Source organism: Phytobacter massiliensis JC163, assembly GCF_000321045.1.
Classification (GTDB): Bacteria; Pseudomonadota; Gammaproteobacteria; order Enterobacterales; family Enterobacteriaceae; genus Phytobacter_A; species Phytobacter_A massiliensis.
This window is the reverse complement of sequence record NZ_HE578946.1, coordinates 472,099-498,031: the sequence shown is the minus strand read 5'-3', so window position 1 is coordinate 498,031 and position 25,933 is coordinate 472,099. Positions and strand designations below refer to the sequence as shown.

The window sequence follows — 25,933 nt, the reverse complement described above, 5'->3', positions numbered from 1 at the left end:
CCCCTCACCCTAACCCTCTCCCCAAAGGGGCGAGGGAATTGATCCGTAGCCCGGATAAGGCGCAAGCCGCATCCGGGAAGCGCCATCAGAGCGTTTCGAAAATGGCGTTCAGCCCGCTGCGCCGTTCGGTACGGGTGGCGATGGCCTGCGCGAGGATACGCTCGTCGGCATATAACGACAGGCGGCTTTTCGCGCGGGTTATTGCGGTATAAACCAGCTCCCGTGTCACCACCGGCACAACCTGTCCCGGCAGAACCAACGCCGCGTGGTCAAACTCCGAGCCCTGCGATTTATGCACCGTCATCGCCCAGGCCGTCTCGTGCTCCGGCAAGCGGCTTGGCTGAACGGACTTCACCGTCCCGTCAGGCAACGGAAACCAGACGCGAACGCCTGATCCCTGATCGAGCGCCACGCCAATATCGCCATTAAACAGCCCCAGCGCCGAGTCGTTGCGGGCAATCATCACCGGCCTGCCATGATACCAGCGTGACAGCGCGCCCCGGCTGATATAGCGCTGGCGGATAAGCGCCTGCTCCAGCCTTTCGTTAAGCCCGCTTACGCCAAACGGCCCTTCGCGCAGGGCGCACAACAGCTGAAACTCGCCAAAGGCGGCGATAATATCCTGCGGCTGCGCCTGCTGACGAATAAGCGAAAGGAAACGGCCATAGCCCGCCAGCGCCTCTTCTACCATTTGCTGATAGTCTTCGCCGCTCTGCAGCCGCCGGTTCTCAATGTCGCTATAACCCTGGCTAAACACCGCGCGAGAAGCGGTTTTATCGCCCCGGTTCACCGCCGCCGCCAGCTGGCCTATACCGGAGGCGCTGCCAAAGCGATAGCTTTTTTGCAGCAGACAGAGGCTGTCGCGCAGGGCGCTCGCCGCGCTGCCCTCCCCGCAGGGAACGGTAGCGCCGGTAAGACGCGAAAGCTGGGCGGCGCGCTCCGGGGTGTAACCTCTGTTTACCCAGGCGCAGATATCTCCCAGCACCGCACCAGCCTCAACCGAGGCAAGCTGATCGCGGTCGCCAAGGAAAATCACCCGGGCATGGGGCGGCAGCGCGTCGATTAACCGTGACATCATCGGCAGGTCAATCATCGAGGCTTCGTCCACCACCAGCACGTCCAGATGGAGCGGATTACCGGCGTGGTAACGCAGCCGCTGGCTACCCGGCAGCGCGCCAAGCAGGCGGTGAAGCGTACTGGCTTCTTCCGGAAGGCTCTTTTTTTGTTTATCGCTCAGGGGCAACTGACGCAGTGCCGATCCCAGCGACTCGGTGAGCCTGGCCGCCGCTTTACCGGTTGGCGCAGCCAGGCAGATCCGGCAACGCGCGCCGTCCGCCATCTGCACCAGCGCCGCCAGGAGCTTCGCTACCGTGGTGGTTTTCCCGGTGCCGGGGCCGCCGGAAATCACCGAAATTCGCCGGGTCAGTGCCACCGCAGCGGCCACTTTTTGCCAGTTGATTTCATCCGAGGCGGGAAAAAGCGCGTCCAGCGCCTCTCTGAGACGATCTTCGTCTACCTCCAGCGGCTGATTCACGCTGGCGAAAAAGTCAGCAACGCTGCGCTCATTGCACCACATCCGGTTCAGATAGAGCCGTTCCCCTGAGAGGATCATCGGCGTCGGCGCGTCCCCTTCGCCAACCGCCGCCGAAGAAAGCAGCTTTTCCCGCCAGTCAGCGGGCGCTTCCATCTGCTCATAAAACGTGGTCAGCAACGGGTGCGCTTTCGCTTCCGGGTTGTCAGGCGTCAGGCGAGACAGCGGCAGGCAGACGTGCCCTTCCCCGGCGTCATGGCTGAGCAGCGCGGCTGCCAGCATTACCGCGGGCTCCTCATTGCCCGCCACCGTCAGGGCAAATTGCACATCCAGCGGCCGCAGCAGTTTTTGCGCCACCGCATCCTGTAAAAGCGCGTGCAGGGTCATAGCCCAACCTCCTCTATTTCTCCGGCAAACAGGGCGTCCATCTGTTCAATTAGCGCCGCGTCTGGCCGGGTCGTGAAGACGCCCTGTTCCGGTTTGCCCGGCTCCACGCCGCGTAAGAAAAGATAAATCACGCCGCCAAAATGGCGCTCATAGTCATAGCCCGCAATACGGTGACGCAGGTAACGGTGCAGCGCAAGGGTGTAAAGCTGATACTGCAAATCATAGCGATGCGACTGCATCGCCTGCGCCATCGCCTGTTGGGTGTAGGCTTCGCTGCTCTCGCCCAGCCAGTTGGACTTGTAATCCAGCAGATAGTAGCGGCCGTCATGGCGAAAGACCAGGTCGATAAACCCCTTGAGCATGCCGCGAACATCACGAAAATCAAGCGGCGGGCAGCCGGACGACAGCGGGTCATAACGGCGCATCAGCCGGTCCAGCGCATCCGCGCGCAGGCTCCGGGCGATAGGCACATAGAACTCCAGCTCAACCTGCTTATCTTTTGCCGCAAGCTGGCTTAGCGATACGCCAGCGCTGGCCAGCGGCGTTTGCAAGATGGTGGCAATCCACTGCTGAATAATCGGCTGCCAGTGCGCTTCAAAACCGCCGCGCTGCAGCTTTTCCTCCACCCATTCGGCCTGCACCGGCTGGGTAAAATCCAGCTCTTCAAACAGGCCATGCAGGAAAGTACCCGGCGAAGCGCCGCGGGGAAACTGGTGCGGGGTCAGCATCGGCTCCGGCTGGAGATCCCGCTCGCCGGCGGCATCCAGATCGAGACGCGGCACCAGATCCTGCGCAATACCGTGGGCGCGCTGCTGCAAACCTGAGTAGCTGGTCACCCGCCAGTCATCACGAACGGTACGCTGCATCTGGCGTGCGTGAAGCGTCTGCGCGGCTTCCTGCGCCGTTTGCCAGCGGGTTCTGTCCAGCTCGCCCGGCTCGCACAGCGCGATATTGTCGTTGCACAGTTCCAGCAGGCAGGCGCGCAGTCCCTGAGCATCCCGCGGCTCGCCACGCTGCAGCAGACGCCCCAGCGCATTGAGGTGCAGATCGCTATCGCCGCTCTTTTCGCCGCGCCGCCGAAACAGCGGCGCAATCCCCAGGCTGCAGTGCCAGACAGAGCGGGTCAACGCCACGTACAGCAGACGCAGATCTTCCGCCAGGCGCTCGGTCTCCGCCAGTTCAATGCTCTCTTTACCCTGGCTCAGATCCAGCACCGGGGCAAAGGAGTCGCGATCGTGGTAAAAAGCCTGATCCTGCACGCGAAAATTGGCGATAAACGGCAGCCAGACCAGCGGGTACTCCAGCCCTTTTGATTTGTGGATAGTGACAATTTTAACCAGGTGCTTATCGCTCTCCAGACGCAGCTGTTCGCTGGAGGCGCTGGCGTTCGGCTCAACGATATGCTGCGCCAGCCAGCGCACCAGCGCGTGCTCGCTCTCAACCTGCGTGCCCGCCTCCTGTAAGAGCTCGCTCAGATGCAGAATATCCGTCAGCCGCCGTTCGCCGCCGGGCGTCGCCAGCAGGTTCTCCGCAACGTTACGGGCGGTCATTAACCCCCGCAGCATCGGCATGACGCCGCGCTTTTGCCACAACTCCCGCCAGCCCGCAAACTCTTCTACCACCGCATCCCATGCCGGTTCATCGTTGTTTAACCGTTCAATATCCAGCGCGCTCAGGCCAAGCATGGAGGTGGCCAGCGCGCTGCGTAAGGTGCTTTCCCGCTCCGGCGCCAGCACCGCCTGCAGCAGCCAGAGCATCTCCTGGGCCTCCAGCGTTTCAAAGACGCTGTCGCGGTTGGAGAGGTAGACGGAAGGAATGTTTAACAGCCCCAGCGCATCACGTATTAGCGACGCTTCATGGCGGCTGCGCACCAGCACGGTAATGTCCGATGCTTGTAGAAAGCGGGCGGAGTCGCCCTGGTACAGCAGCGCGTCGCCCTGCTGCCCGGCAATCAGCCAGTCGCGGATCTGCGCGGCGCAAAGCTCCGCCATATAAGACTGATAATCGCCTACGCCAACGCCCTGCCCCGCCATCAGCCACATTGACATGGCAGGCTGGCGCTCGCCTTTAAAGACAAAGCGCAACGACTGGTTTTTTGCCGCCGATTTCACCGGTTGAAACGGGATCTGCCGGAACATAAACGCGTTGTCGATACGCTCAAAGAGCTGGTTGACGCTCTCAACCATGCCCGGCGCCGAGCGCCAGTTGGTATCCAGGGTATAGCGGGCGGTCACCTCATCGCGCGCACGCATATAGGTGAAGATATCGGCGCCGCGAAAAGCGTATATCGCCTGTTTCGGGTCGCCAATCAGCAGCAGGACGCTCTCCGGCTGGCGATGCCAGATACGGCGGAAGATGCGGTACTGTTGTGGGTCGGTATCCTGAAATTCATCGATCATCGCCACCGGGAAGCGCGCGCGAATCGCCGCCGCCAGCGCGTCGCCGCTGGCGCTTTGCAGCGCCTCGTCAAGGCGGCTAAGCATATCGTCAAAGCCCAGCTCGCCGCGACGGCGTTTTTCACGGGCAACGGCGTCACGAATCTCGCGCATGGCGAGCGTGAGCATCAGGTCGTTCAGGCTCAGCGGCGAATTGCGCAGCGTCTCGATGGCCTCGAATACCGGGTGTTCCGGCACCACGCCGCCCTCTTTGGTGCGCTCGCGCAGAAAAGACTGGCTGAATTTTTCCAGCGCATCGGGCAGCTGGTAGCTGCGCGTCTCTTCGCTGGCCCAGGCGCTGATTTTCTCTATCCATTTACCCTGGTTGGTGCGGTTAAACTTCTGACGCATAATGCCGGAGTTTTCAATCAACGGCCCCAGCTCTTCAACGCAGGCCAGCCACTGTTGCTTAACGCCGTTGATCATCTCAAGGATTTTCTGGTGACGGCTCTCCAGGGTTTCGCCGGCAGGCGGGGCCGATTTAATCTGCGGCGCTTCCCCTTGCAAATAGCGGTCGATGGCTTTAAGCAGTTCATGGGGGCCTTTCCAGGATTCATGCACCACCTGCGCCAGATCGCGCGCCAGCGGATAGCAGTGCCGACGCCAGAAATCGGCGCAGGCCTGGTAGCGCAGCAGCGACTCATCTTCAATCAACTGCAGTTCAAAAAGCATGCCGGATTCAAAGGCGTTCAGGCTCAGCATTCGCTGGCAAAAACCGTGGATGGTATACACCGCGGCTTCATCCATCTGCCGCTCCGCGAGCATTAACCACTGCGCGGCCTGCTGCTTATCCGGGATCTCATCCAGCAGACGAGCATAAAGCGGGTTATCGGTGGTTTCACGCATGCAGGCGATACGCAGCTCATGGATGTTGCTGCGAATACGCCCGCGCAGCTCTTCGGTAGCGGCCTCGGTAAAGGTCACTACCAGCAGCTCTTCGACATTCAGCGGGCGTGGGTAGGCGGCCTCGCCGCCCAGTCCCAGCAGCAGACGCAGGTAAAGGGCGGCGATGGTAAAGGTTTTACCGGTTCCTGCCGACGCTTCAATCAGACGCTCGCCGGTAAGCGGCAGACGCAGAGGGTCAAGGGTCTGCGCGGTTTCACTCATTTTTCTCGCTCATCAGGGGTAAAGTTTGCTGCAATGCGCTGACGTTTTCCCAGACTTTCCAGCCAGCGGGCTGCGCATACTCCGCTTTCCCGCTCTGGCTACCGGAAATCTGCGACAAAATCGCCATGCCCTGCGGCTCAACCACCGCCTGATGGAAGAAATCGGCAAGCTTTTGCGGCGTCAGCGCTTTGATTTGGGCCACTACTTTAGCACGTGAATCGAAGCGCATATTGCCGCGATCGAAATCTTTACTGAGTTTCGAAGCCTCTTCACCCAGGGTTTGCGGCGCCTGTTCGATTTGCGCGATCACCCCCTGTTGAATCTGCGCGAACTCGTCGGGCTTCATGGCGCGCAGTTTCGCCTCCGCCGTCGGGAAAAAGGCTTTATACCGCTCCCAGAGGTAAGCAGGCTGCTTATCGTTACTTTGCAACAGGAAGCCCATGCCCCACTGGCGACCGATGCTCATGGGAAAGGCGAAGACGGCATACCCCAGCTGTTCTTCGGTACGCAGCTGGTTATAGAACCAAGGCTGGATAATCTGCCCCAGCATGGCGCCGTAGGCAGAGCTGGTGAACTCATCCACGCCAGGCGGCACAAAGACCGCCGCCAGCGCAGAATCGGTGCTGTGGCCCGCTTTTTCAAACATCACCGACTGCTGTTTATCCACCTTCACGTCTTTGTTACGGCACCACTCATTGCCTTTCGTGCCAAGCTGCGCCTGTACGCCATGCGCCAGATCTTTCGCCTGCTGCGCCGTCAAATTGCCTACCACTAAAAATTCTGGCCGGGCCTGGGTTTTTAACGTCTCGCGGTAGGCAAGGATGTCGTCAAGAGTGATGGAGGGCAGCAGCGCCCGGCGCTCTTCACGCTGAAAATAAGGCACCTGCGACAGCATCTGCACCGGCATGATCGCCTGATCGAACGCTTTGCCTTTTTCTGCGGAATCCAGCATCTGGGTATACCAGGATTTGGCCTGCGCCAGCTGTTCCTCGGTTGGGGTATAGCTGAAATAGCCAGCCAGCAACGCCTGGAACAGCTTCGGCAGACGCTGGGTATAACCGTTGGCGTTGAGCATTAATCCGTTGTTGGCATTGGTCGAGAAACTGATGCCGCCCACTGCCGCCTGGTTGCTGAGCTCGTCCAGCGCAATGCCTGCCAGGTAATCATTGAGCGCAAACATCACCTGGTTTTTCGCGCTGTTCATGGCGTCGGGGTTGCGTAGCACCACGCTAACGTCTGCTTTTGGCTCATCAGAGAAATAGCGGCTTGGGGTATAGACCACTCTTAAGCCTGGCTCATCAACGATAAGCTCGGGCCGGACGTAATGCTTATCGGGTTTGATAAGGGTGAAGTCGTCAGGAATATAGGGGTTGAGCTCCGGCGTCTGCAGCGCGATCTCCCCGGCTTTCTGGCCCCACAACGCGTACTGCTGCGGCGTGATTTTGTTCACCTGATAGGGGGCGTCAACAAAATAGGCGGTTTTATCGTGCGGCTCGTCGGGGCTGATGTACCAGATACGGGCGTTTTGCGCCGTCATCTCGTTTAAACGCGCCTGGATAGCCTGCGGGTCGTACTGGTCGGCGATATTCACCGAATCCAGGGTGTGGGCGACCGGCACGCGAAGCATGGTATCCGCCAGCCACTCCACGTAGCTCATATCACGGGTGATCGACGGGTAACGAAAATCCAGATCGAGAATATGGGCCAGCTCATCGAAATAGCGTTTATCGACGCCCTTATCACGCAGCATGGAGAGGTAGCTGAAAATGGCCGCGACTACCGTATCACGATTTGCCAGCCCTTTGTCGGTAAGGCTTACCGAGATAGCCAGCACCCCGCTGTTGCCATTGACCACCGGGTCGGAATCACCACGAATGCCTTCCGCCAGCCCCTGTTTTTGTAGCCAGTCGGAGAGCGTGCCGGGGCTACGATTGCCGATAAGATAGGTGATAAGTTCATCGGTTTTGCTGCGAAACTGTGCGGTATTGTTGGCGATACGAAACTCGACGCGCAGCACTTTTCTCGGCACCGCCGGAACGTAATGAATGATAATGCCCTTTTGCGCATCGGTAACCACCGGGATATCTATCTCCGGGCGGGTAATATTTTATTCGGCACACGCCCCCAGGTGCTGGCCGCGATTTTCGCCAGTTCCGGCAGGGGACGGTTGGAGTAGATCACCGCTTTCATTAAATTGGCGGAGTAGTATTTATCGCGAAAGGCGAGCAGCGCGTCATGAATGGGGCTGCCGGGTTTATCGCTAAGCGTCTCCAGGTTACCACCGGAAAAGCGCGCGCCGGGGTGCGCCGGGTTGATGGTCTCGGCGCTCACCTGCGCCATACGCATCCCGTCCCGGGTACGCGCCATGGTTAACTCGGCGTTAACGGCATTACGCTCCCGGTCGGCATATTTTTTATCAAGCCCGGGGGCGGCTATCGCATCCGCCAGCCTGTCAACGGCCCCTTCCAGTGCGTTATTTTCCACTTCAAGGTAGTAAGCGGTGCGGTACGGAGCGGTACTGGCGTTGTGGCTGCCGCCGTGCATTTTCAGAAACTCGGCGAGGCTGTCCGGCTGGGGATATTTCTTTGAGCCCATCAGCGTCATATGTTCAAGATAATGTGCCAGCCCCGGATGCGCGGCAGGATCCTCCAGCGACCCTACCGGCACCACCAGCGCAGAGAGCGATTTAACCGCCTGCGGATCGCTAACCAGCAGTACAACCATACCGTTGTCCAGGCGGATAGCCTGGTACTGGCGGGTATCTTGTTGGCTCTTACGGATAGTTTCCTGTATCGGCTGCCAGCCCTCTTCGGCCTGGCTGTAAGGCGCCCAGAGGGCGAAGAGTACGACGAAAGTTTTTAACCAGGTGCTGCAGGGCATTCACGAACCTCATCATTAACAATCCCGTCGCATTTCAACCGCAGTGAAAACCGCCGGGTAAGACGTACGTCGGCACCAGCCGAACGGGTGGTTTTATCAGTCCGTGACGAGTCGCGCATAGTAAAGGATGGTTATTATGCGCGCAAATTTCAGGCACTCAACCGGGCTGATTAAAACGATAAAGCGGCAACAGATAGCGCTCAGAAAGCGCCGTTATCTGCGCATAGTGTTCAGGTGTCAGTACCCGCCAGAGGCGCTGATACCAGACATCTTCCCCTTCACCGCGCGACATCATGCCGCCTTCATACGCTTGCAGAAATTTAGCCTGCGCTTTTTGCAGCGTCTCTTCGTCCGTTAACATGACATCATTTGCCGCGTCGTAACAGGCTTTTATCCACGCGCCACCGCTTTCTGGTAGCAACAGCAACGGTTTCGCCATCCCTTCGCGGTAACCGTCGATCATCAACGATAAATGGCGTAGCGCCTCGTCTGGCGCTAACGGCCCAAAACGCCATTCGCCATCTTTACGCACAAACAGCCGGCTCTCGCCAGTTCCGCCGCTCGCACAGTAGACAAGGTGTTCCAGCCAAAGTTGCAGCCCCTGGCTTACGCTAAGCTTCGTTGGCCGCCAGCGCAGCAGGCCATCAGGCTGAACATGACTCAGCCAGCCGGTAAGGTGCACACCCGCGCAGTCGAGGTCTATCTCCATGCTGGTGCCGGGCTGGCGCTGAGGTATCACGCGGTCGGCCAGCGCCTGCATTTCAAGCTGCTGCGCCTCCCAAATGATTTCGCCAAATGCGCCGTAAGGCAGCGCCCCCGCCGCGCGATAGCGCCGGTAGAGCTTTTGCGCGTCCTCCTGCTCCACCAGCGCGTTCAGCAGTTCCTGGTTAAGCTGGTAACGGCTCAGCCCTTCCAGAATAAACGGTTCGGCATCGGGAATGTCGCTCTCTTCCGGCCTGAAATTGACCTGCAAACGCATCTGGAAAAAGGCCTGCACCGGGTGTTTCCAGAAGCGCAGTAGCTGATCGACGGTCAGAGTCTCTATCTTCTGCGGTGGAAGCTGCTGAATAAACTCAGGATGGGCAACCCCTTTCTGACTGGCCGCAGGCAGCCAGTCATCGGCATAGCTCTGCCACTCTCCCTGTTCAAAGTTGGCGGCGTCAAAAGGCATGCGCGGATGCAGATAAGAGATATGCGCCTTAACGCGCTGCTCGCTTTCGTCGCAGTTTAACGCTTCATCCCCCGGTAAAAAGTGACTCTGGCCGATATAATCCAACAGCTCCTGCACCAGCACCGAAGGAAAACGTTCGCTGTTGTCCTGGATTGAACGGCCGATGTAGCTGATATAAAGCTGCTGCTGGGCGGAAAGCAGCGCCTCCAGGAACAGATAGCGGTCATCGTCGCGGCGGCTGCGGTCGCCGCGCTGTGCCTGGCTGCTCATCAGGTCAAAGCCCAGCGGCGCAAGAGTACGCGGGTAAACGCCGTCGTTCATTCCCAGCAGGCAGACCACCTTAAAAGGAATAGAGCGCATGGGCATCAGGGTGCAGATGTTGACCGGCCCGGCAAGAAAACGCTGGCTGATGCGCTCCTGATCGAGGCGCTGGGCCAGTTCATCGCGCAAAATAGAGAGCGGTATCGCCTCGCGCCAGGCGGCGTCGATCCCTTCGGCGATGATCGCCTGCCACTGCTGTTCGATCAGCGCCAGCGCCGCTTCGGTCTCCTGGTCCGGCAGGAAGAAATCGTTGAGCATGTCCCGGCATACCGGCAGCCACTCTTCCAGCGGCCTCTCCTGCATAAGCCCGCGCCGCCAGGTGTTTAGCTGCATCAGCAAAGAGGCGAGATGGCCGACTAATTCAGCAATCAGCCCGCTCGACTCATCATAAGGTAGAACAGACTGCCACTCCCCCTGTCGGCTCTCCATCGCATAGCCCAGCAGCATGCGCGTTAAGCCGAATTGCCAGGTATGCTGCCCGGTCGTGGGCAGTTCAAGTTCGCGCACGTTATCGTCGTCCATCCCCCAGCGGATGCCGGACTCATTCACCCACTGGCGCAGGTAGCGCAGCCCCTCTTCGGTAATGTTAAAACGGGCTGCCAGCACCGGCACGTCCAGCAGCGCCAGCACATCTTCCGAGACAAAGCGGCTGTCGGGCAGCGACAGCAGGCTGATAAAGGCCTGCAGAGCCGGGTGCGCCTGGCGGGCGCGGCGGTCGGATATGGCAAACGGCAGGTAGCGTTCGCCTGCGGCGCTGCCGAACACCGACTGTATATAGGGGCTGTAGCTGTCGATATCCGCCACCATCACCACGATATCCCGCGGCGTCAGATCCGGGTTGGCCTCCAGCATCGCCAGCAGACTGTCATGAAGCACCTCCACCTCGCGCTGCGGGCTATGGCAGATATGCACCGTCACGCTGCGATCGGTCGGATCGAGCCGCCGTTTTTTGTCGCTCCGGGCGTACTCTTCGGCGTTAACCCCCGCAACCGCGCTGTTTTGTAGCTCCAGCATGTCGTATTGCAGGTTATGCAGCAGTTTTCCCGGCGTGATATCGACAAAGGCGTCCAGATCCTGGTAGCTCTCCAGGCCCGCCAGCAGATGGACATAATCGCGCCCCAGCTTGCCCCACGAGGCCAGCAGCGGGTTGCCGATCTCCTGCTCCCCTTCGCTGTTAAACAGCCCTTCGGCGCTGCTTGCGTCACGAAACAGCGGAAAGGTGCGCTGATCGCTATGGTGCCGCCGCTGGCGGGTCAGCAGCCTCGCCAGAAAGGCGGGGTCTTTGATATCGCCCCAGTAATAGCGGCAGGGGTTGGTAAACAGCAGGTGTACATCAATATGCCTGCCGAGCGCCTGCAGCGCCTGTAGATAGACCGGCGGCAGCGCGGAAATACCGCAAATAAACACGCGCGACGGCAGCCCCGCCGGGGGGCTTTTGGCATTATTCAGCGTATCGATAAAACGCTGGTAGAGATTGGCACGGTGCCAGTGCGGCTGCCCAAGCTGTTCCGTATGCTCCACCAGCGCCCGCCATAGCGGCGCCTGCCAGGTTTGCGCATCGTCCAGCCCGTCCACCCGCTCCCCGGCTTCCCAGCGGGTAAGCCACTGCGGGCGGTAGACCAGATACTGATCGTAGAGATCCGCAATTCGCGCGCAGAGCTGAAAGAGCTTACGCTTGTCGTCATCATCGCTGAGATAGTGACGGAGCATGGCGAAGTCGTCTTCCTCCAGCATGCCGGGCAGCAGCGTCATTAGTTTCCAGCTCATGCTCTGCTTGCTGAACGCGCTCTCTTTGGGAATGCCGGGCAGGACACGGACAAACATATCCCAGATGAAGCTCGCCGGAAGAGGAAAAGCGATGTTGGCCGCAATGCCGAATTTGTTCGCCAGCGTCATTTGCAGCCATTGCGCCATGCCGGTGCTCTGCACCAGCACGACCTCTGGCTCAAAGGGATCGTCGAGGGGATCTTGTTCAACGATGTACTCCATCAACGCTTCCAGGACATCCAGCTGATTGGAGTGATAAACCCTTAACATGTGTGCTCCTGACTACCGGTCTTGCGGGCAAAAAAGACGTGTTATTTGCCCCTCTCTGCCTGACGGCGAAATGATACTAGCGCTGATGCTGACACATCTCTCAACGCTTGTCTGCCTCTTCTGTACCTGCCAGCCTGGCGGCAATGGCGGGGGGGCGATTTGCGCCTGCTGCCAGGCGTGCCGCCACAGGGCGCGGTACTGGCTCCAGCTGGCAAAGCCGCCAGCCAGCGCACGATGATACCCGCCCAGCGCGGTAACCACCATCACCAGCAGCACCATCGCTACCAGCACTTCCGGCAGGCTAAAACCGCTTTGCTTCACGGTAGCTGACATAGCTCCCTCTCCTTTCGTGGACAAAAGTCGCTCCAGCCATGGGGGAAAAGTACCACCGTGTTGTTCACTATCTCTCCGCTACGCCACAGGCGTTGTTCGCCGCTGCCCGCGGTAAGTACCACCCGCTGCCCCTCTAAAATCCGCAGGCAGGCGCGCCAGGGTTTGCTGGCATGCTGCTGGCACTGCATGGCCTGTTCTGCATTCCATGTGCGCCGTTGCGCCCATGCCATCGCCGACTGCGCATCAGCATACTGACGCAGGCTTCGGCTTTCGGCGGACACCCGCCGGATATGGGTCGCCAGCTGCTGGTTAAGGCCATTCAGCAGCAGGCTGCCAAGCAGCAGAATCAACAGTACCAGCGCCAGAGAAGACATGCCGCGCTGGCGATTCATAAATTGAACCCTGAGACGCTAAATTCAGCGGCGATACGCGGTGATGCTCCCCCTTTGACGCGCCCGGCGAGACTGACGTTAAACACCGGCGCCAGCCCGGCGTGCTCCTGCCTTGCCACCTGAAAATGGTCAATTTCTACCGTGTTCGGATCGGTCATTTTGTCCCACCCTTTGCCTTCGCAGGAGGCTGCACCGCGCAGCGTTTCCAGCACGCCATTTTGCAGCCGGAAGCCGGTCCGATCGGCATCGCTGGCGGGAGTGGTCTCCCAGCGCCCGTTGCTGTTGGCATCCCACTGTACAATGACGCACCGGCCTTCGCGGCCAATGACCACGGGCTGCCCCGCGCAAACGCCATGGCAGTAGCCTGCTCGCTGCAGATGGCGCGCCACCGTGAAGAGGCGCTGCCACAGCTCGTCTTCCAGCGTCTGGATATGCGTTTGCCGCAGCACGGCCAGCTGCAGCGCAGGCAGAAAACGGGCGGCGGCCAGTAAAATGACGCTGCCGATAGCCATCGCCAGCAGCGTCTCCAGCAGGGAAAAACCGCGCTGCATGTTTAACATGATTCATCCGCCCCCTGCTGACACATGCGTATTCTTCCCCAGCCGGAGACCACCACTCGCCACTCTCCTGCCTCATTCGCCACCCGAACATGTCCGCCCCAGGCGGTGTTGCGCAGGCCGTAAAAACCGAGCGACGGCGTGACTTCTACCAGCCGCACCTCCGGCCACAGCGGGTAGAGCGTATAGGGCGAATCCGCGTTGCAGTCACCCACCTGTTCCGGGGTATACAGGCACCATGAATGCGCGCTCCGGCCAGCCAGCACCATCCGTTCACGGCTGTGCCAGTTTGCATCGTCGCGCAGCGTCTCAAGGAAATGGCGCACCTGCAGCGCCGTTTGCCACAGCCGCTGCTGTGCCTGCCAGCTTCGCCAGCCCGCCAGGCCCATGCTGCTGAGCACCACAATCAGCGCCACCGCGACCATTGTTTCAATGAGGGTAAATCCCTTTTCTCTGTTCATGGCGGCAGTCTGCCGACAGTGCTTTGCCGTGGCGAGCGTTAATCAGAGGTTTTACGAGACGTTACGCAGGATAATTTGTCGTTTGCAGACGTTTGCAAAGGGTATGGAAAGCGCGCCGAAGAACAGGCATAAGGTTAAAAAAACCAGCGCCCGACGGCGCTGGTTATGAGAGGCTGAGTGCGGTCAGATAGCGACCGGCGCTTTGATACCCGGATGCGGATCGTAGCCTTCAATTTCGAAGTCGTCGAAGCGGTAGTCGAACAGGGACGCGGGCTTACGTTTGATCTTCAGTACCGGCAGCGCACGAGGCTCGCGGCTCAGCTGCAGACGCGTCTGCTTCAGGTGGTTACTGTAGAGATGCGTGTCGCCGCCCGTCCAGACGAAGTCGCCCGGCTCCAGATCGCACTGCTGGGCCATCATATGCACCAGCAACGCATAGCTGGCGATATTGAACGGCAGACCCAGAAAGACATCGCAGGAGCGCTGGTAAAGCTGGCAGGAGAGCTTCCCGTCCGCCACGTAGAACTGGAAGAAGGCGTGGCACGGCGCCAGCGCCATCTTATCCAGCTCGCCCACGTTCCAGGCAGAGACGATAATGCGCCGGGAGTCAGGGTCGTTTTTCAGCTGGTGCAGCACGGTGCTGATCTGGTCGATATGGCGGCCATCCGGCGTTGGCCATGCGCGCCACTGTTTGCCGTAAACCGGCCCGAGATCGCCCTGCTCATCGGCCCACTCGTCCCAGATGGAGACGTTGTTTTCGTGCAGGTAAGCGATGTTGGTATCGCCCTGCAAAAACCACAGCAGCTCATGAATGATAGAGCGCAGGTGGCAACGTTTAGTGGTGACCAGCGGAAACCCGTCCTGCAGGTTAAAGCGCATCTGATGACCAAAAATAGAGAGCGTGCCTGTCCCTGTACGGTCATTTTTCGGGGTGCCCTCGTCGAGCACCTTTTGCATCAGTTCTAAATACTGTTTCATGGTTCCTCAGGAAACGTGTTGCGGCGCACGATGACGGTACGCCCAGACCATCATGATGATACCCGCGACGATCATCGGAATAGAGAGGATCTGCCCCATGCTGATGTACTGCACCCAGGTGCCGGTAAACTGCGCGTCTGGCTGGCGGAAGAACTCCACGATGATACGAAACGCACCGTAGCCAATCAGGAACAGGCCGGAGACGGCCCCCATCGGGCGGGGTTTGCGGATATACAGGTTGAGAATAATAAACAGCACCACGCCTTCCAGCGCCAGCTCGTACAGCTGCGACATATGGCGCGGCAGCACCCCGTAGGTGTCGAAAACCGACTGCCATTCCGGGTGGGAGGGCAGCAGCGCGATATCTTCAGCGCGGGAGCCAGGAAAGAGCATCGCCAGCGGGAAGTTCGGGTCGACGCGGCCCCACAGTTCACCATTGATAAAGTTGCCCAGACGGCCCGCGCCAAGCCCGAAGGGGATCAGCGGCGCAATAAAATCAGCGACCTGGAAGAAGTGGCGCTTAGTGCGTCTGGCGAAAATAATCATCACGACGATAACGCCAATCAGCCCGCCGTGGAAAGACATGCCGCCGTCCCAGACGCGGAACAGATAGAGCGGGTCGTCAAGGAAAATGGGGAGGTTGTAAAACAGGACATAGCCGATGCGCCCGCCCAGGAAGACGCCAAGAAAGCCCGCATAGAGCAAGTTCTCGACTTCATTTTTTGTCCAGCCGCTGCCAGGGCGTCCCGCGCGGCGCGTGGCGAGCCACATGGCAAAAACAAACCCCACGAGATACATCAAACCGTACCAGTGAAGGGAGACCGGTCCAATGGAAAAAATCACCGGATCAAATTCCGGGAAACGCAGATAGCCACTATTCATCTGTCACCACAACTTGTTGTTATTCCGCCGAAAGTGGACAGCGGTATAGACGCACGCCCGTTGGCCCAGGCGCTCCAGGACGCGAATCATAGCATAAGAGGCGTAAGCATGATGCGGCGAAGTTGTAAAAGATATGTATGAGCATTCCATGCGCCAGGGGCCTCCCGGCGCGTAAAAAAAGCATGCCCAGACTACTGACAAAGCCAACCGGAATTCATGGAACGGCGTAGCCCGGGTAAGCACAGCGCACCCGGGACTCCCGGATGCGGCGAAAACGCCTTATCCGGGCTACCGTCATTGCGCCGCATTTTCATCACTCCCGGGTTTGTCAACAACCTCAGCGGGCCTACAGCCCGCCGCGAATCAGCCCGCCGAGGCCCCGGCGCTCCATAAACGCCGCCACCTGATGGCGCACTTCGGTTGCGAGCTGCGCATCCAGCATGCGACTCGCCAGGCTCTTCGCCTCTTCGTAATCCAGACGACGCAGCAGGTATTTTATGCGCGCCACCGAGCGGCCGTTCATCGACAGATGGCTAAAGCCCAGGCCAATCAGCACCGCGACGCACATCGGGTCGCCCGCCATTTCACCGCACAGGCAGAGGTCGATGCCCGCGTGTTCCGCTTCTCTCGCTATCATCGCCAGCGCCCGCAGCACCCCTGGATGCAGGCTGTCATACATATTCGCCACGCGGGTGTTGTTGCGATCCACCGCCAGAATATACTGCGTCAGGTCATTGGTGCCGATGGAAATAAAATCGACCCGGCTTGCCAGGTGCGACAGCATAAATACCATCGACGGCACCTCAATCATCACGCCGATTCGCGGTTTGGGAATGGCGTAACCGATCATCTCTTCCACTTCCCGCCCGGCGCGCTCGATAAGCCGCTTTGCCTCATCCACCTCATCAAGACTGGTGATCATCGGCAACAGAATGCTCAGGTTACCGGTGGCGGCATTAGCGCGCAGCATGGCACGTACCTGAACGAGAAAGATCTCCGGCTGGTCGAGGGTGATACGAATTCCCCGCCAGCCCAGGCAGGGGTTCTCTTCGCTGATAGGCATATAGGGGAGCTGCTTATCGGCGCCGATATCCAGCGTTCGCAGCGTCACCGGCTTATCGTTGAACATTTGCAGCATTCCCTGATACTGCGCCACCTGCTCTTCCTCAGAGGGAAAGCCGTTTTGCAGCATAAAGGGAATTTCAGTGCGGTACAGGCCGATGCCGTCGATACGGCTGCCCAGCTTCTCTTCATGGGCCGGGCTCAGGCCCGCGTTGAGCATTACCTTGATGCGCTCGCCGCTTTTCAGCTGCGCGGCAAGGTTGACGTCATCTTCCGCAAGCCGGGTTAATTCATTCTCTTCGCTGATAAGGCGCTGATACTCCTGCTGCAGCACCGGCTCCGGGTCAACCAACAGTTCGCCCCGGTAGCCATCCACCACCAGCGTGCGCCGGTGCAGTACCGAAGGCTGAATATCGGCCCCCATCACTGTCGGGATACCCAGCGCGCGCACCATGATCGCCGCATGGGAGTTAGCCGCGCCATCGCGCACCACAACACCCGCCAGCCGGTCATGAGGCAGCTCCGCGAGCGTGGTGGCTGACAGTTCGTCCGCCACCAGCACAAACCGTTCGGGCCAGGAGTTTGGCCCCTGGAGATTATCATCAAGATGGAACAGCAGCCGTTGCCCCAGCGAGCGCAGATCCCCGGCACGCTCTTTCAGGTAGCCATCATTAAGCGAAGCGAACTGTTCGGCAAAGCGTTCAATAACGGTCTTAACCGCCCACTCCGCCACCAGCCCTTTATCCACCTCGGCAAACAGATCACGGCGTAAACGTGCATCGGAAAGGAGGTGCGAATAGAGATCGAAGATAGCCGCCGTCTCTTTTTGCGCCCCGGCGGAAAAACGTTTGCTGTAGCGGCGAAATTCCCCCGCCGCCTCTTCCAGCGCGTGGGTTAACCGTTCGCGCTCAAGGGAAGCATTAAGGGTGGAGGCTTCATACACCTGCTCCATCAACGGCAGGGTCTCATCCATCCAGCCTTCGGCAATGGCAACGCCAGGCGCTGCTGGCAGCGCGCGAATACGCGTCTGACGATACTGGCCGAACAGCGCGGTAAGCTGCGACTGGGAAAGAATGGCCGCCATTTGGGTGGCAAGGGTGACGAGGAAGGACTCCTCGCTTTCGTCGTACTGGCGCAGCTCGCGCTGTTGCACCACCAGCACGCCTAAAAGCTGGCGGCGCTGAATAATGGGCACGCCAAGAAACGCGCGGAAGCGCTCTTCTTTAACGGCGGGAATAAATTTAAAGCTGGGGTGCTTTTGCGCGTCGGCGAGGTTAATGGGTTCCGCCAGCCTGCCTACGAGGCCGACGATACCTTGATCGAATGCGAGGGTTACCGTGCGCCCGCGCGGCTTTTTCAAACCGCGCGTCGCCATCAGGTAATAACAGCGCCGGTCGTGATCGGCCAGGTAGACGGAGCACACTTCGGTGTCCATCGCCTGGCAGATATCGGTGACCAGTATTTCCAGCGCCTCATTGAGCCGCGGCGCGCTGGCGACTTTCTCAACGATTTCTCGCAGTCGGGTGAGCATAATGTGCGTGGCTTAACCTCTTTTACGTCGCCAGGCAGGTGCGCTCTGCGGTTTCGGCGGCATTTCCGAAAGCGCCATGACGGCCCCTGCAAACTCTTTCATCACCCGCCGGTAGACGTCGCGCTTAAACGACACTACCTGACGAACAGGATACCAGTAGCTAACCCAACGCCAGCCATCAAACTCCGGCGTACTACTGGTTTGCATATTGATATCAGCATCGCTGCTGACCAACTGCAGAAGAAACCACTTCTGTTTCTGGCCGATACAGACCGGCTTTGTATCCCAACGCACCAAACGTTTCGGTAACTTGTAACGCAACCAGTTGCGGGTAGAAGCAAGGATCCGCACATCTTTACGGTTTAAACCTACTTCTTCGAACAGTTCCCGGTACATAGCCTGCTCAGGAGATTCGCCCGGATTGATTCCCCCCTGGGGGAACTGCCATGAATGCTGCCCGAAGCGTCTGGCCCACATGACCTGGCCCTGTCGATTACAGATTACGATTCCCACATTTGGGCGGTAGCCATCGTCATCAATCACCGGACTACCTCAAAATAAACCTGAATTAATCGATTGTTTCACACTCGTGGAAAACGGTAAACCACTCAATTGCAGCGATACAAACGAATAACGTTTAAGTAACCCACAATTATCCTTGAAGTTATAAACAAGCACCCTGGGCTTCGCGGCGTTTTATTCACGTTTTCTGTGGATAGAGTTGTGAAGAACCCGCAGTTTAACGTGGGAAAACCCAGAGTAATCTGAATAAGCCATTATACCGCTGCTAAAATAAGAAATTATTTATCATTAACTTACGCCTATAATTCAGGCTGCGGCGGTGAAAAATGTGATGATCGTCACTATAGCGATCCTTCTACTGATGAAAGATCGCACAACGTTGTTTTTATCCACAGATTATGCCCCAGAGTTAGCCGTATTTTGTGCAAAATTTCGATTTTCATCGCACGTCAAGGCTGTAAATCGAAACAGTAGTGCCACTTTTACCCAGTTATCCCATTTTTCTGTGGATAACATGGTGTAAGATCCTGTTTATTGTCAGTGACCAGATCGGGACAACGTTGCCGCTTGTTGCGCAACACGTGAAATCCGTCGGAAAATAATTTTATTTTTCATAGGGTTTAATGCTTAATACCGAAAGTGACGCGTACTTTTTTTGCGTGGATAACTACTGTTCATTTTTTAACCAAAGGTTTTTTTCATGTCGCCTCTTCTTCCGTTGACCACTTCCCCACAATCCGAAAGCGAACTGCTGGCCCAGGCGCAGCGCCTTGCAGGGTATACGCTGGGCGAACTTGCGCAGCTCGCCGGGCTGGCGACGCCGCGGGATCTCAAACGGGATAAAGGCTGGACGGGGGTACTGCTGGAACTGTGGCTGGGGGCCAGCGCGGGCAGCAAGCCTGAACAGGATTTTGCCGCGCTGGGGGTAGAGCTGAAAACCATCCCTATCGACAGCGCGGGCCGCCCGCTGGAGACCACCTTTGTCTGCGTCGCGCCGCTTACCGGCAATAGCGGCGTAACCTGGGAAACCAGCCACGTCCGGCATAAGCTACGCCGGGTGCTGTGGGTTCCGATTGAGGGGTCCCGCGAGATCCCGGTCGGCGAGCGTCGGGTCGGTTCTCCGCTGCTCTGGAGCCCCAGCGAAGAGGAGGAACATCAGCTTCGCATGGACTGGGAAGAACTGATGGATCTTATCGTCCTGGGTCAGGTTGAGCGTATTACGGCGCGGCACGGGGAGGTTTTGCAGCTGCGCCCGAAAGCGGCCAACAGTAAAGCTCTTACCGAAGCGGTCGGCGCAAGCGGGGAGCCGATCCTCACGCTGCCACGAGGCTTTTACCTTAAGAAGAATTTCACCGGCGCGCTGCTGGCCAGACATTTCCTTATTCATCAGGATTAAGTTTTTACCTGCGACTTGCGGGTGCTTATAATTAGCGTTTCTTTTTTGGCAGGACTTTAGAAATGTTATTTGCATGGATTACCGACCCCAACGCATGGCTTGCGCTTGGCACGCTGACGCTGCTGGAGATTGTGCTGGGGATCGACAATATTATTTTCCTTTCACTGGTGGTGGCAAAACTCCCGACAGCCCAGCGCCCGCACGCAAGACGGCTGGGCCTGGCCGCCGCGATGGTGATGCGTCTGCTGCTGCTGGCCTCTATTTCATGGATTACTAAACTTACCACTCCGCTGTTTTCGGTGCTGGAGCATGCCGTCTCCGCCCGCGATTTGATTCTCTTTTTCGGCGGCGTGTTCCTTATCTGGAAAGCGAGTAAGGAGATCCACGAAACCATAGAAGGCGAAGAGGAAGGGCTAAAAACCAATGTGCACTCGTTCCTGGGCGCCATTGTGCAGATTATGCTGCTGGACATTATTTTCAGCCTCGACTCGGTGATTACCGCCGTCGGCCTCTCCGATCACCTGTTTATCATGATGGCGGCGGTGGTGATTTCGGTGGGGGTGATGATGTTTGCCGCCCGGCCCATCGGCGATTTTGTGAGCCGCCATCCGTCGGTCAAAATGCTCGCGCTCTCTTTCCTGATCCTGGTCGGGTTCACGCTAATTCTGGAAAGCGTCGCGATTCATGTGCCGAAGGGTTACATCTATTTCGCCATGTTCTTCTCTATCGCCGTTGAAACCCTCAACCTGATGCGTAATAAGAAAAACCCGCTTTAAGACTACGCTTCCCCGCAAGGGGAAGCTGTTCATGGTTTTTCATTCTGCGCGGCTCCACACTTTAAGAATTTCCCCCTTTTTTGAATCGCAACATCCGGTTATTACTAGACTATTCTGAGATACGGACCAGGCGAGGAGAGCACGATGAAAAAATGGGCGGTTATTATCTCCGCAGTAGGATTAGCTTTTGCAGTTTCCGGATGTAGCAGCGATTACGTAATGGCGACAAAAGACGGCAGGATGATTCTTACCGATGGCAAACCTGAAATTGATGATGAAACCGGTCTGGTCAGCTATCGCGATCAGCAGGGCAACGAGATGCAGATCAACCGCGATGACGTTTCACAAATTCTTGAGCGCTAAAAAATCTTAAAAAGGTCAGTAACCTGCTGACCTTTTTGCCCTTTCCCTCTTCCCCTTTTCTTTTCCCTCTGCCATGTTGGTATTCCTTTGTCAGCCTGATGACAGTCTCACCATAAGGAAGCCGGCTATGCATTATCACCGTATCCCCCACAGTTCTCTCGAAATCAGCACTCTGGGGCTGGGCACAATGACGTTTGGTGAACAGAACAGCGAAGCCGACGCCCACGCACAGCTTGATTACGCGATAAGTCAGGGCATTAACCTGATTGATGTCGCAGAGATGTACCCCGTTCCGCCACGCCCGGAAACGCAAGGGCTAACGGAAACCTACGTTGGCAACTGGCTGGCGAAACGCGGCAACCGCGAAAAGCTGGTGGTCGCCTCGAAGGTCAGCGGCCCGTCGCGTAACAACGATAACGCCATTCGCCCAAACCAGGCACTGGATCGTAAAAATATCCGTCTCGCGCTGGATGCCAGCCTGAAACGACTGCAAACCGATTATCTCGACCTCTACCAGGTCCACTGGCCGCAGCGCGCCACCAACTGTTTCGGCAAGCTGGGCTACAGCTGGGCAGACTCTGCGCCGGTCATCACCCTGCTGGAGACGCTGGAAGCGCTCACCGAATGCCAGCGCGCGGGGAAAATTCGCTATATCGGCGTCTCCAACGAGACCGCGTTCGGCGTTATGCGCTATCTGCATCTGGCGGAAAAGCACGACCTGCCGCGGATTGTGACCATTCAGAATCCCTACAGCCTGCTTAACCGTAGCTTTGAAGTGGGCCTGGCGGAAGTAAGCCAGTACGAGGGCGTTGAGCTGCTGGCCTACTCGTGCCTTGCGTTTGGCACGTTAACCGGCAAATACCTCAACGGCGCGAAGCCAGAAGGGGCGCGCAATACGCTGTTCAGCCGCTTTACCCGTTACAGCGGCGAGCAGGCGCAAAAGGCGGTAGCGGCTTATGTGGATATCGCTAAGCGGCATAACCTTGACCCGGCGCAGATGGCGCTGGCGTTTGTCCGCCAACAGCCGTTCGTCGCCAGCACCCTGCTGGGCGCGACGACCTTAGAACAGCTGAAAAGCAACGTGGAGAGCCTGCATCTGACATTAAGCCAGGAGGTGCTTGCAGAGATTGAAGCGGTGCATCAGGTCTACACCTACCCGGCACCGTAAGCGATGGCCGGGCGTTAACTCCGCCCGGCATAGTTAGCGACGGCGTTGCCAGATCCAGAGGGCGGCAATCGCCAGCGCGAACAGCGCGCCAAAGCCAACCCCAACGCCCACCACCGGCACGCCTACCTTCACCGCCAGCGAATAGAGCCCCAGCATCAGCAACATGGCGGTGTTCTCGCCAAGGTTCTGCACCGCAATAGCGTTGCCCGCGCCGACGGAGCGTTTTCCGCGTTCCTGCAACAGCGCGTTCAGCGGCACGACAAAAAAGCCGCCCAGCACGCCAATCAGCAGCAGCAGTCCGTACGCTGGCAGCAATGCATGTTGTAACGAAAAGAAAACCACCCCGACGCCAATCAGGATGCCGGCAGGCATGCAGCGCGCCACGGTTTCCAGCGTCACCAGTTTTGCGGCCAGCCCCGCGCCGACAACGATCCCCACGGCAACCATGGCGTTAAGATAGGTGGGGGTCGCGTTGTCGGTAATGCCCAGCGCCACCGGCACCCACAGCACCAGCAGGAAGCGCAGCGTGACGCCCGCCCCCCAGAACAGGCTGGTGCCCACCAGTGAAAAGCGGGTTTCGCCGTTATGCCAGAGCACGGAACAGGCGTTAAAGAAGCTGCGGGTCATCGGCGTAAAGCGCCAGGACTGCCCCGGCCTTGCCGCCGCCAGCCGTGGAATAAGCAGGTTGGCCGCCACCGCCCCGGCATAGGCCAGCGCACAGACGCCCAGCGATGCCAGCACATGCCAGTCCGCCAGAATGCCGCCCGCCATTGAGCCAAGCAAAATGGCGGCAATAGTGGAGGACTCCATCAATCCGTTGGCTTTTACCAGCTTATCGCCGGTGGTCAGTTCGCCGAGAATGCCGTATTTGGCTGGCGAATAGGCCGCCGCGCCAACGCCAACCAGCGTATAGCCGACGAACGGGTTGACGCCAAAGCAGATGCTGGCGGCACCCACCAGCTTAAGCCCGTTGGCCATCATCATCACGCGCCCTTTCGGGAAGCTGTCCGCTATCTGGCCGACAAACGGCGCAAAAACGATGTAAGCGCCCACAAACACCATCTGTAGGATAGGCTGGCTCCAGTCGGGATAGAACTCCGCTTTTAGCAGAGCCAGGGTGGCGAACAGCAGCGCGTTATCGCCAAAGGCGGAGAGAAATTGGGCGGCAATTACCGCCTTCATCCCTTTCGACCAGAGCGGAATGTTAGTGGGTGCTGACTCATGCATGCTGGTTTTCCCCTTCATCCACCATACTTTTTAAGGTCACAAAATCCGGCTTCCCGCTGCCAAGCAGCGGCAGCTGTTTCAGGAAACGAATATCGCGCGGCACCGCCAGTTCCGGTACGCCCTGCGAACGGGCCTGCTGCTGCAGTTTTTCCCGCGTCAGCTCCTGATCGGTGGTGAACAGCACCAGCGCTTCGCCTTTGCTCGGGTCGGATTTAATCGCGGTCGCGTGCATCTTCTCTGGCGACACCGCCGTCGCCAGCTGTTCCACCATCTCCAGCGAGATCATCTCGCCGGCGATTTTGGCGAAGCGTTTGGCGCGGCCCTGAATCTGCACGAAGCCCTGCTCGTCAAAGCGCACGATATCGCCGGTGTCATACCAGCCCGGCTCCAGCTCGCCCTGGGCGTTTTCCGCAGCGGGCGCTTCCAGCACGCCTGGACGCTCGACGCGCAGATAGCCGTTCATGATATTCGGCCCTTTTAGCTGCAGCCGCCCGCCGTCTTCAATGCCGGGCACCGCCATCAGCCGCGCGTCCATACCCGGTAAAATCCGCCCTACGGTGCCCGGTTTCGCCGCCATCGGCACGTTGATCGAGACCACCGGGGCGCACTCCGTCACGCCATAGCCTTCCAGAATGCGCAGGCCAAACTTATCCTGCCAGAGCTGGCGGGTGCTCTCCTGCAGTTTCTCCGCCCCCGCCACCACGTAGCGCAGGCGGTAAAAATCGTACGGGTTGGCGAAACGCGCATAGTTACCGAGGAAGGTCGAGGTGCCGAACAGCACGGTGCAGTTACGGTCATACACCAGCTCAGGCACGATGCGGTAGTGCAGCGGACTGGGGTAGAGGAAAACCTGCGCGCCGGTCAGCAACGGGGTAAATAGCCCAACCGTCAGGCCGAAGGAGTGAAACAGCGGCAGCGCCGACATGAATCGGTCATTGGCGGTGAAATCAGCGATAGTGCGGATCTGCTCGACGTTCGCCAGGATGCTCTTATGGCTGTGCACCACCCCTTTCGGGTTGCCCTCCGACCCTGAGGTAAAGAGGATAATCGCCGGGTCCTCCGGCTTTTGCGCCACCTGCGCCAGCCGCGGCATCAGCACCCGGCTAAAGATCCACAGCTTATCTTCCAGCGTCACGTCGCCTTTGAGATCTTCAAGATAGACCCAGCGCACCTGGGTAAGCTGCTCCGGCAGATGCCAGAGCTTGCCTTTGTCCATAAAGGTGCGGGAGGTGAACACCGTTTTCAGTTCGGCGGCGGTAATGGCGCTGCTCAGCCCCTTCACGCCTGCGGTGTAGTTCATTAACGCCGGAACGCGCCCACGGGCGATAGCGCCGAAAATCACCGCCGCGCTGATGCCCGCGTTGGGCAGCATCAGGCCAATCTTTTCACCGGGCGCAGTGTACTTTTCCAGAATGCGCGCGACGAATAAGCTTTTGGTCAACAGCTTGCGGTAAGAGTCAGGGGTGAAGTTGATGTCCTCAACGCAGGGTTTCCCCGCGCCGTAGCGGTACTGAGCCGCCAGCAGGGCGTCAAACAGCGTTTCCCGCGGGCGCACGGCCATGCGCGCTTCCATCATTATCTGATGGAGCATTTCGCCGGCGATTTTACGACGGTCGCGGGCGCGCGGGGCGTCGGGCATCGGCAGCTGCGTGGGGGGTAAGATATGCAGGGTGATACGCGGGAACAGGCGGCGTTTCACCAGCCCTTTCAGGCGGCTGAAAAAGGTGAGCTCTGCGCCATCGATGCGTAACGGCACCACCGTCGCGCCGGATTTTGCCGCGACAAAGCCTGCGCCGTCGTAGATTTTCATCAGCGAGCCGGAGACAGAGATACGCCCCTCCGGGAAGATGACCACCGGGCGGCCTTCGCCAACCAGCCGCACCAGATGTTTAATCGACATCGGTTTGGTCGGGTCCAGCGGCACAAAATCGATAAGCGGTTTAAGCCAGCGCATATACCACTGCTGACTAATGGAGCTGTAGACCGCGAACACCGGGCGAACCGGCAGGAATAGCGCCAGCAGAATGCCGTCGATAAACGAGACATGGTTCGGGGTGATAAGAACTCGCTCACCGTGCAGTGCCCGGGTATCGCCGGTAACATTAACCCGAAAAAGCACGCGAAAAAGGCCACGGAAAAAGCCAAATAGCATTTCAACTCCTTTTGTCAGTCAATTCGACAGGTTATGCGTGAATTGTGGCAGATTACACGAGAAGTGTGGCGGGCGCGAAATGCAGACGAAAAAAACCTGCGCATCCGCGCAGGCTGGTGCAAGAAATGAGTACGAAATGCGTACTGAAATATTCACCTATCAATACCTCTGGGATCCTGATTGTGGCAACTGCCGCTGCCTGTCGCCACCGGGAAAACGCAAAGGAATGAGCCTAAGTGCAACGAGGTGTGTCTAATCGTTCTT

18 protein-coding genes and 1 pseudogene are annotated in these 25,933 nt (G+C 58.6%); 5 read left to right on the top strand and 14 right to left on the bottom strand.

What is annotated here, in order from left to right; genetic code table 11:
- Window positions 1-85 precede the first annotated feature (85 nt).
- The 12 genes and pseudogenes from recD to rppH form a co-directional block, all read right to left on the bottom strand.
- The gene (gene recD, locus ENTHG_RS12780; RefSeq protein WP_044180250.1) at window positions 86-1,918 is read right to left on the bottom strand and encodes an exodeoxyribonuclease V subunit alpha; all 1,833 of its coding nucleotides are present in this window, start codon (window positions 1,916-1,918) and stop codon (window positions 86-88) included.
- Window positions 1,915-5,460, bottom strand: coding sequence for an exodeoxyribonuclease V subunit beta (recB, locus tag ENTHG_RS12775; protein ID WP_044180249.1), 3,546 nt, complete (start codon window positions 5,458-5,460; stop codon window positions 1,915-1,917). Before recB ends, recD begins: the two co-directional genes overlap by 4 nt.
- Window positions 5,453-8,340, bottom strand: a pseudogene (gene ptrA / locus ENTHG_RS12770) (pitrilysin). The gene recB and the pseudogene ptrA overlap by 8 nt, the downstream one beginning before the upstream one ends.
- 157 nt (window positions 8,341-8,497) lie before the next feature.
- Window positions 8,498-11,869 (bottom strand): exodeoxyribonuclease V subunit gamma, encoded by a 3,372-nt coding sequence (gene recC / locus ENTHG_RS12765; RefSeq protein WP_044180248.1) that lies wholly within the window; start codon window positions 11,867-11,869, stop codon window positions 8,498-8,500.
- Between the two features lie 12 nt (window positions 11,870-11,881).
- Complete coding sequence (locus tag ENTHG_RS12760) at window positions 11,882-12,202, bottom strand: prepilin-type N-terminal cleavage/methylation domain-containing protein (RefSeq protein ID WP_044180246.1); 321 nt, start codon at window positions 12,200-12,202, stop codon at window positions 11,882-11,884.
- Window positions 12,187-12,594 (bottom strand): DUF2509 family protein, encoded by a 408-nt coding sequence (locus ENTHG_RS12755; protein WP_044180244.1) that lies wholly within the window; start codon window positions 12,592-12,594, stop codon window positions 12,187-12,189. The genes ENTHG_RS12760 and ENTHG_RS12755 overlap by 16 nt, the downstream gene beginning before the upstream one ends.
- Entirely contained in the window at window positions 12,591-13,154 is a 564-nt protein-coding gene (locus ENTHG_RS12750) for a prepilin peptidase-dependent protein (RefSeq protein ID WP_044180242.1), read from the bottom strand. Before ENTHG_RS12750 ends, ENTHG_RS12755 begins: the two co-directional genes overlap by 4 nt.
- The gene (locus ENTHG_RS12745) at window positions 13,148-13,612 is read right to left on the bottom strand and encodes a prepilin peptidase-dependent protein (RefSeq protein ID WP_044180239.1); all 465 of its coding nucleotides are present in this window, start codon (window positions 13,610-13,612) and stop codon (window positions 13,148-13,150) included. The genes ENTHG_RS12750 and ENTHG_RS12745 overlap by 7 nt, the downstream gene beginning before the upstream one ends.
- 183 nt (window positions 13,613-13,795) lie before the next feature.
- A complete protein-coding gene (gene thyA, locus ENTHG_RS12740) occupies window positions 13,796-14,590 on the bottom strand; it encodes a thymidylate synthase (protein WP_044180237.1) in 795 nt (264 codons plus the stop codon).
- Window positions 14,591-14,596: 6 nt separating this feature from the next.
- Window positions 14,597-15,472, bottom strand: coding sequence for a prolipoprotein diacylglyceryl transferase (gene lgt / locus ENTHG_RS12735; RefSeq protein ID WP_044180235.1), 876 nt, complete (start codon window positions 15,470-15,472; stop codon window positions 14,597-14,599).
- Between the two features lie 346 nt (window positions 15,473-15,818).
- On the bottom strand, window positions 15,819-18,065 hold the full coding sequence (gene ptsP, locus ENTHG_RS12730) for a phosphoenolpyruvate--protein phosphotransferase (RefSeq protein WP_044180233.1): 2,247 nt from the start codon (window positions 18,063-18,065) through the stop codon (window positions 15,819-15,821).
- A gap of 12 nt (window positions 18,066-18,077) precedes the next feature.
- A complete protein-coding gene (gene rppH / locus ENTHG_RS12725) occupies window positions 18,078-18,608 on the bottom strand; it encodes an RNA pyrophosphohydrolase (RefSeq protein WP_044180232.1) in 531 nt (176 codons plus the stop codon).
- Window positions 18,609-19,060: 452 nt separating this feature from the next.
- Between rppH and ENTHG_RS26435 the strand changes: the two genes are divergently transcribed.
- From ENTHG_RS26435 to ENTHG_RS12705, 5 genes are all read left to right on the top strand, one after another.
- On the top strand, window positions 19,061-19,189 hold the full coding sequence (locus ENTHG_RS26435) for a hypothetical protein (RefSeq protein WP_425325301.1): 129 nt from the start codon (window positions 19,061-19,063) through the stop codon (window positions 19,187-19,189).
- A gap of 98 nt (window positions 19,190-19,287) precedes the next feature.
- Window positions 19,288-19,983, top strand: coding sequence for a DNA mismatch repair endonuclease MutH (mutH, locus tag ENTHG_RS12720; protein WP_044180230.1), 696 nt, complete (start codon window positions 19,288-19,290; stop codon window positions 19,981-19,983).
- A gap of 62 nt (window positions 19,984-20,045) precedes the next feature.
- Window positions 20,046-20,759, top strand: coding sequence for a TerC family protein (locus tag ENTHG_RS12715; RefSeq protein ID WP_044180228.1), 714 nt, complete (start codon window positions 20,046-20,048; stop codon window positions 20,757-20,759).
- Window positions 20,760-20,903: 144 nt separating this feature from the next.
- A complete protein-coding gene (locus ENTHG_RS12710; RefSeq protein WP_044180226.1) occupies window positions 20,904-21,122 on the top strand; it encodes a YgdI/YgdR family lipoprotein in 219 nt (72 codons plus the stop codon).
- Between the two features lie 127 nt (window positions 21,123-21,249).
- Complete coding sequence (locus tag ENTHG_RS12705) at window positions 21,250-22,290, top strand: NADP(H)-dependent aldo-keto reductase (protein WP_044180223.1); 1,041 nt, start codon at window positions 21,250-21,252, stop codon at window positions 22,288-22,290.
- Between the two features lie 33 nt (window positions 22,291-22,323).
- Here ENTHG_RS12705 and lplT read toward each other — a convergent pair whose 3' ends face one another.
- Together lplT and aas are read right to left on the bottom strand one after the other, a co-directional pair.
- A complete protein-coding gene (gene lplT, locus ENTHG_RS12700) occupies window positions 22,324-23,517 on the bottom strand; it encodes a lysophospholipid transporter LplT (RefSeq protein WP_044180220.1) in 1,194 nt (397 codons plus the stop codon).
- Complete coding sequence (gene aas, locus ENTHG_RS12695) at window positions 23,510-25,669, bottom strand: bifunctional acyl-ACP--phospholipid O-acyltransferase/long-chain-fatty-acid--ACP ligase (protein WP_044180218.1); 2,160 nt, start codon at window positions 25,667-25,669, stop codon at window positions 23,510-23,512. The genes lplT and aas overlap by 8 nt, the downstream gene beginning before the upstream one ends.
- Window positions 25,670-25,933: the final 264 nt, after the last annotated feature.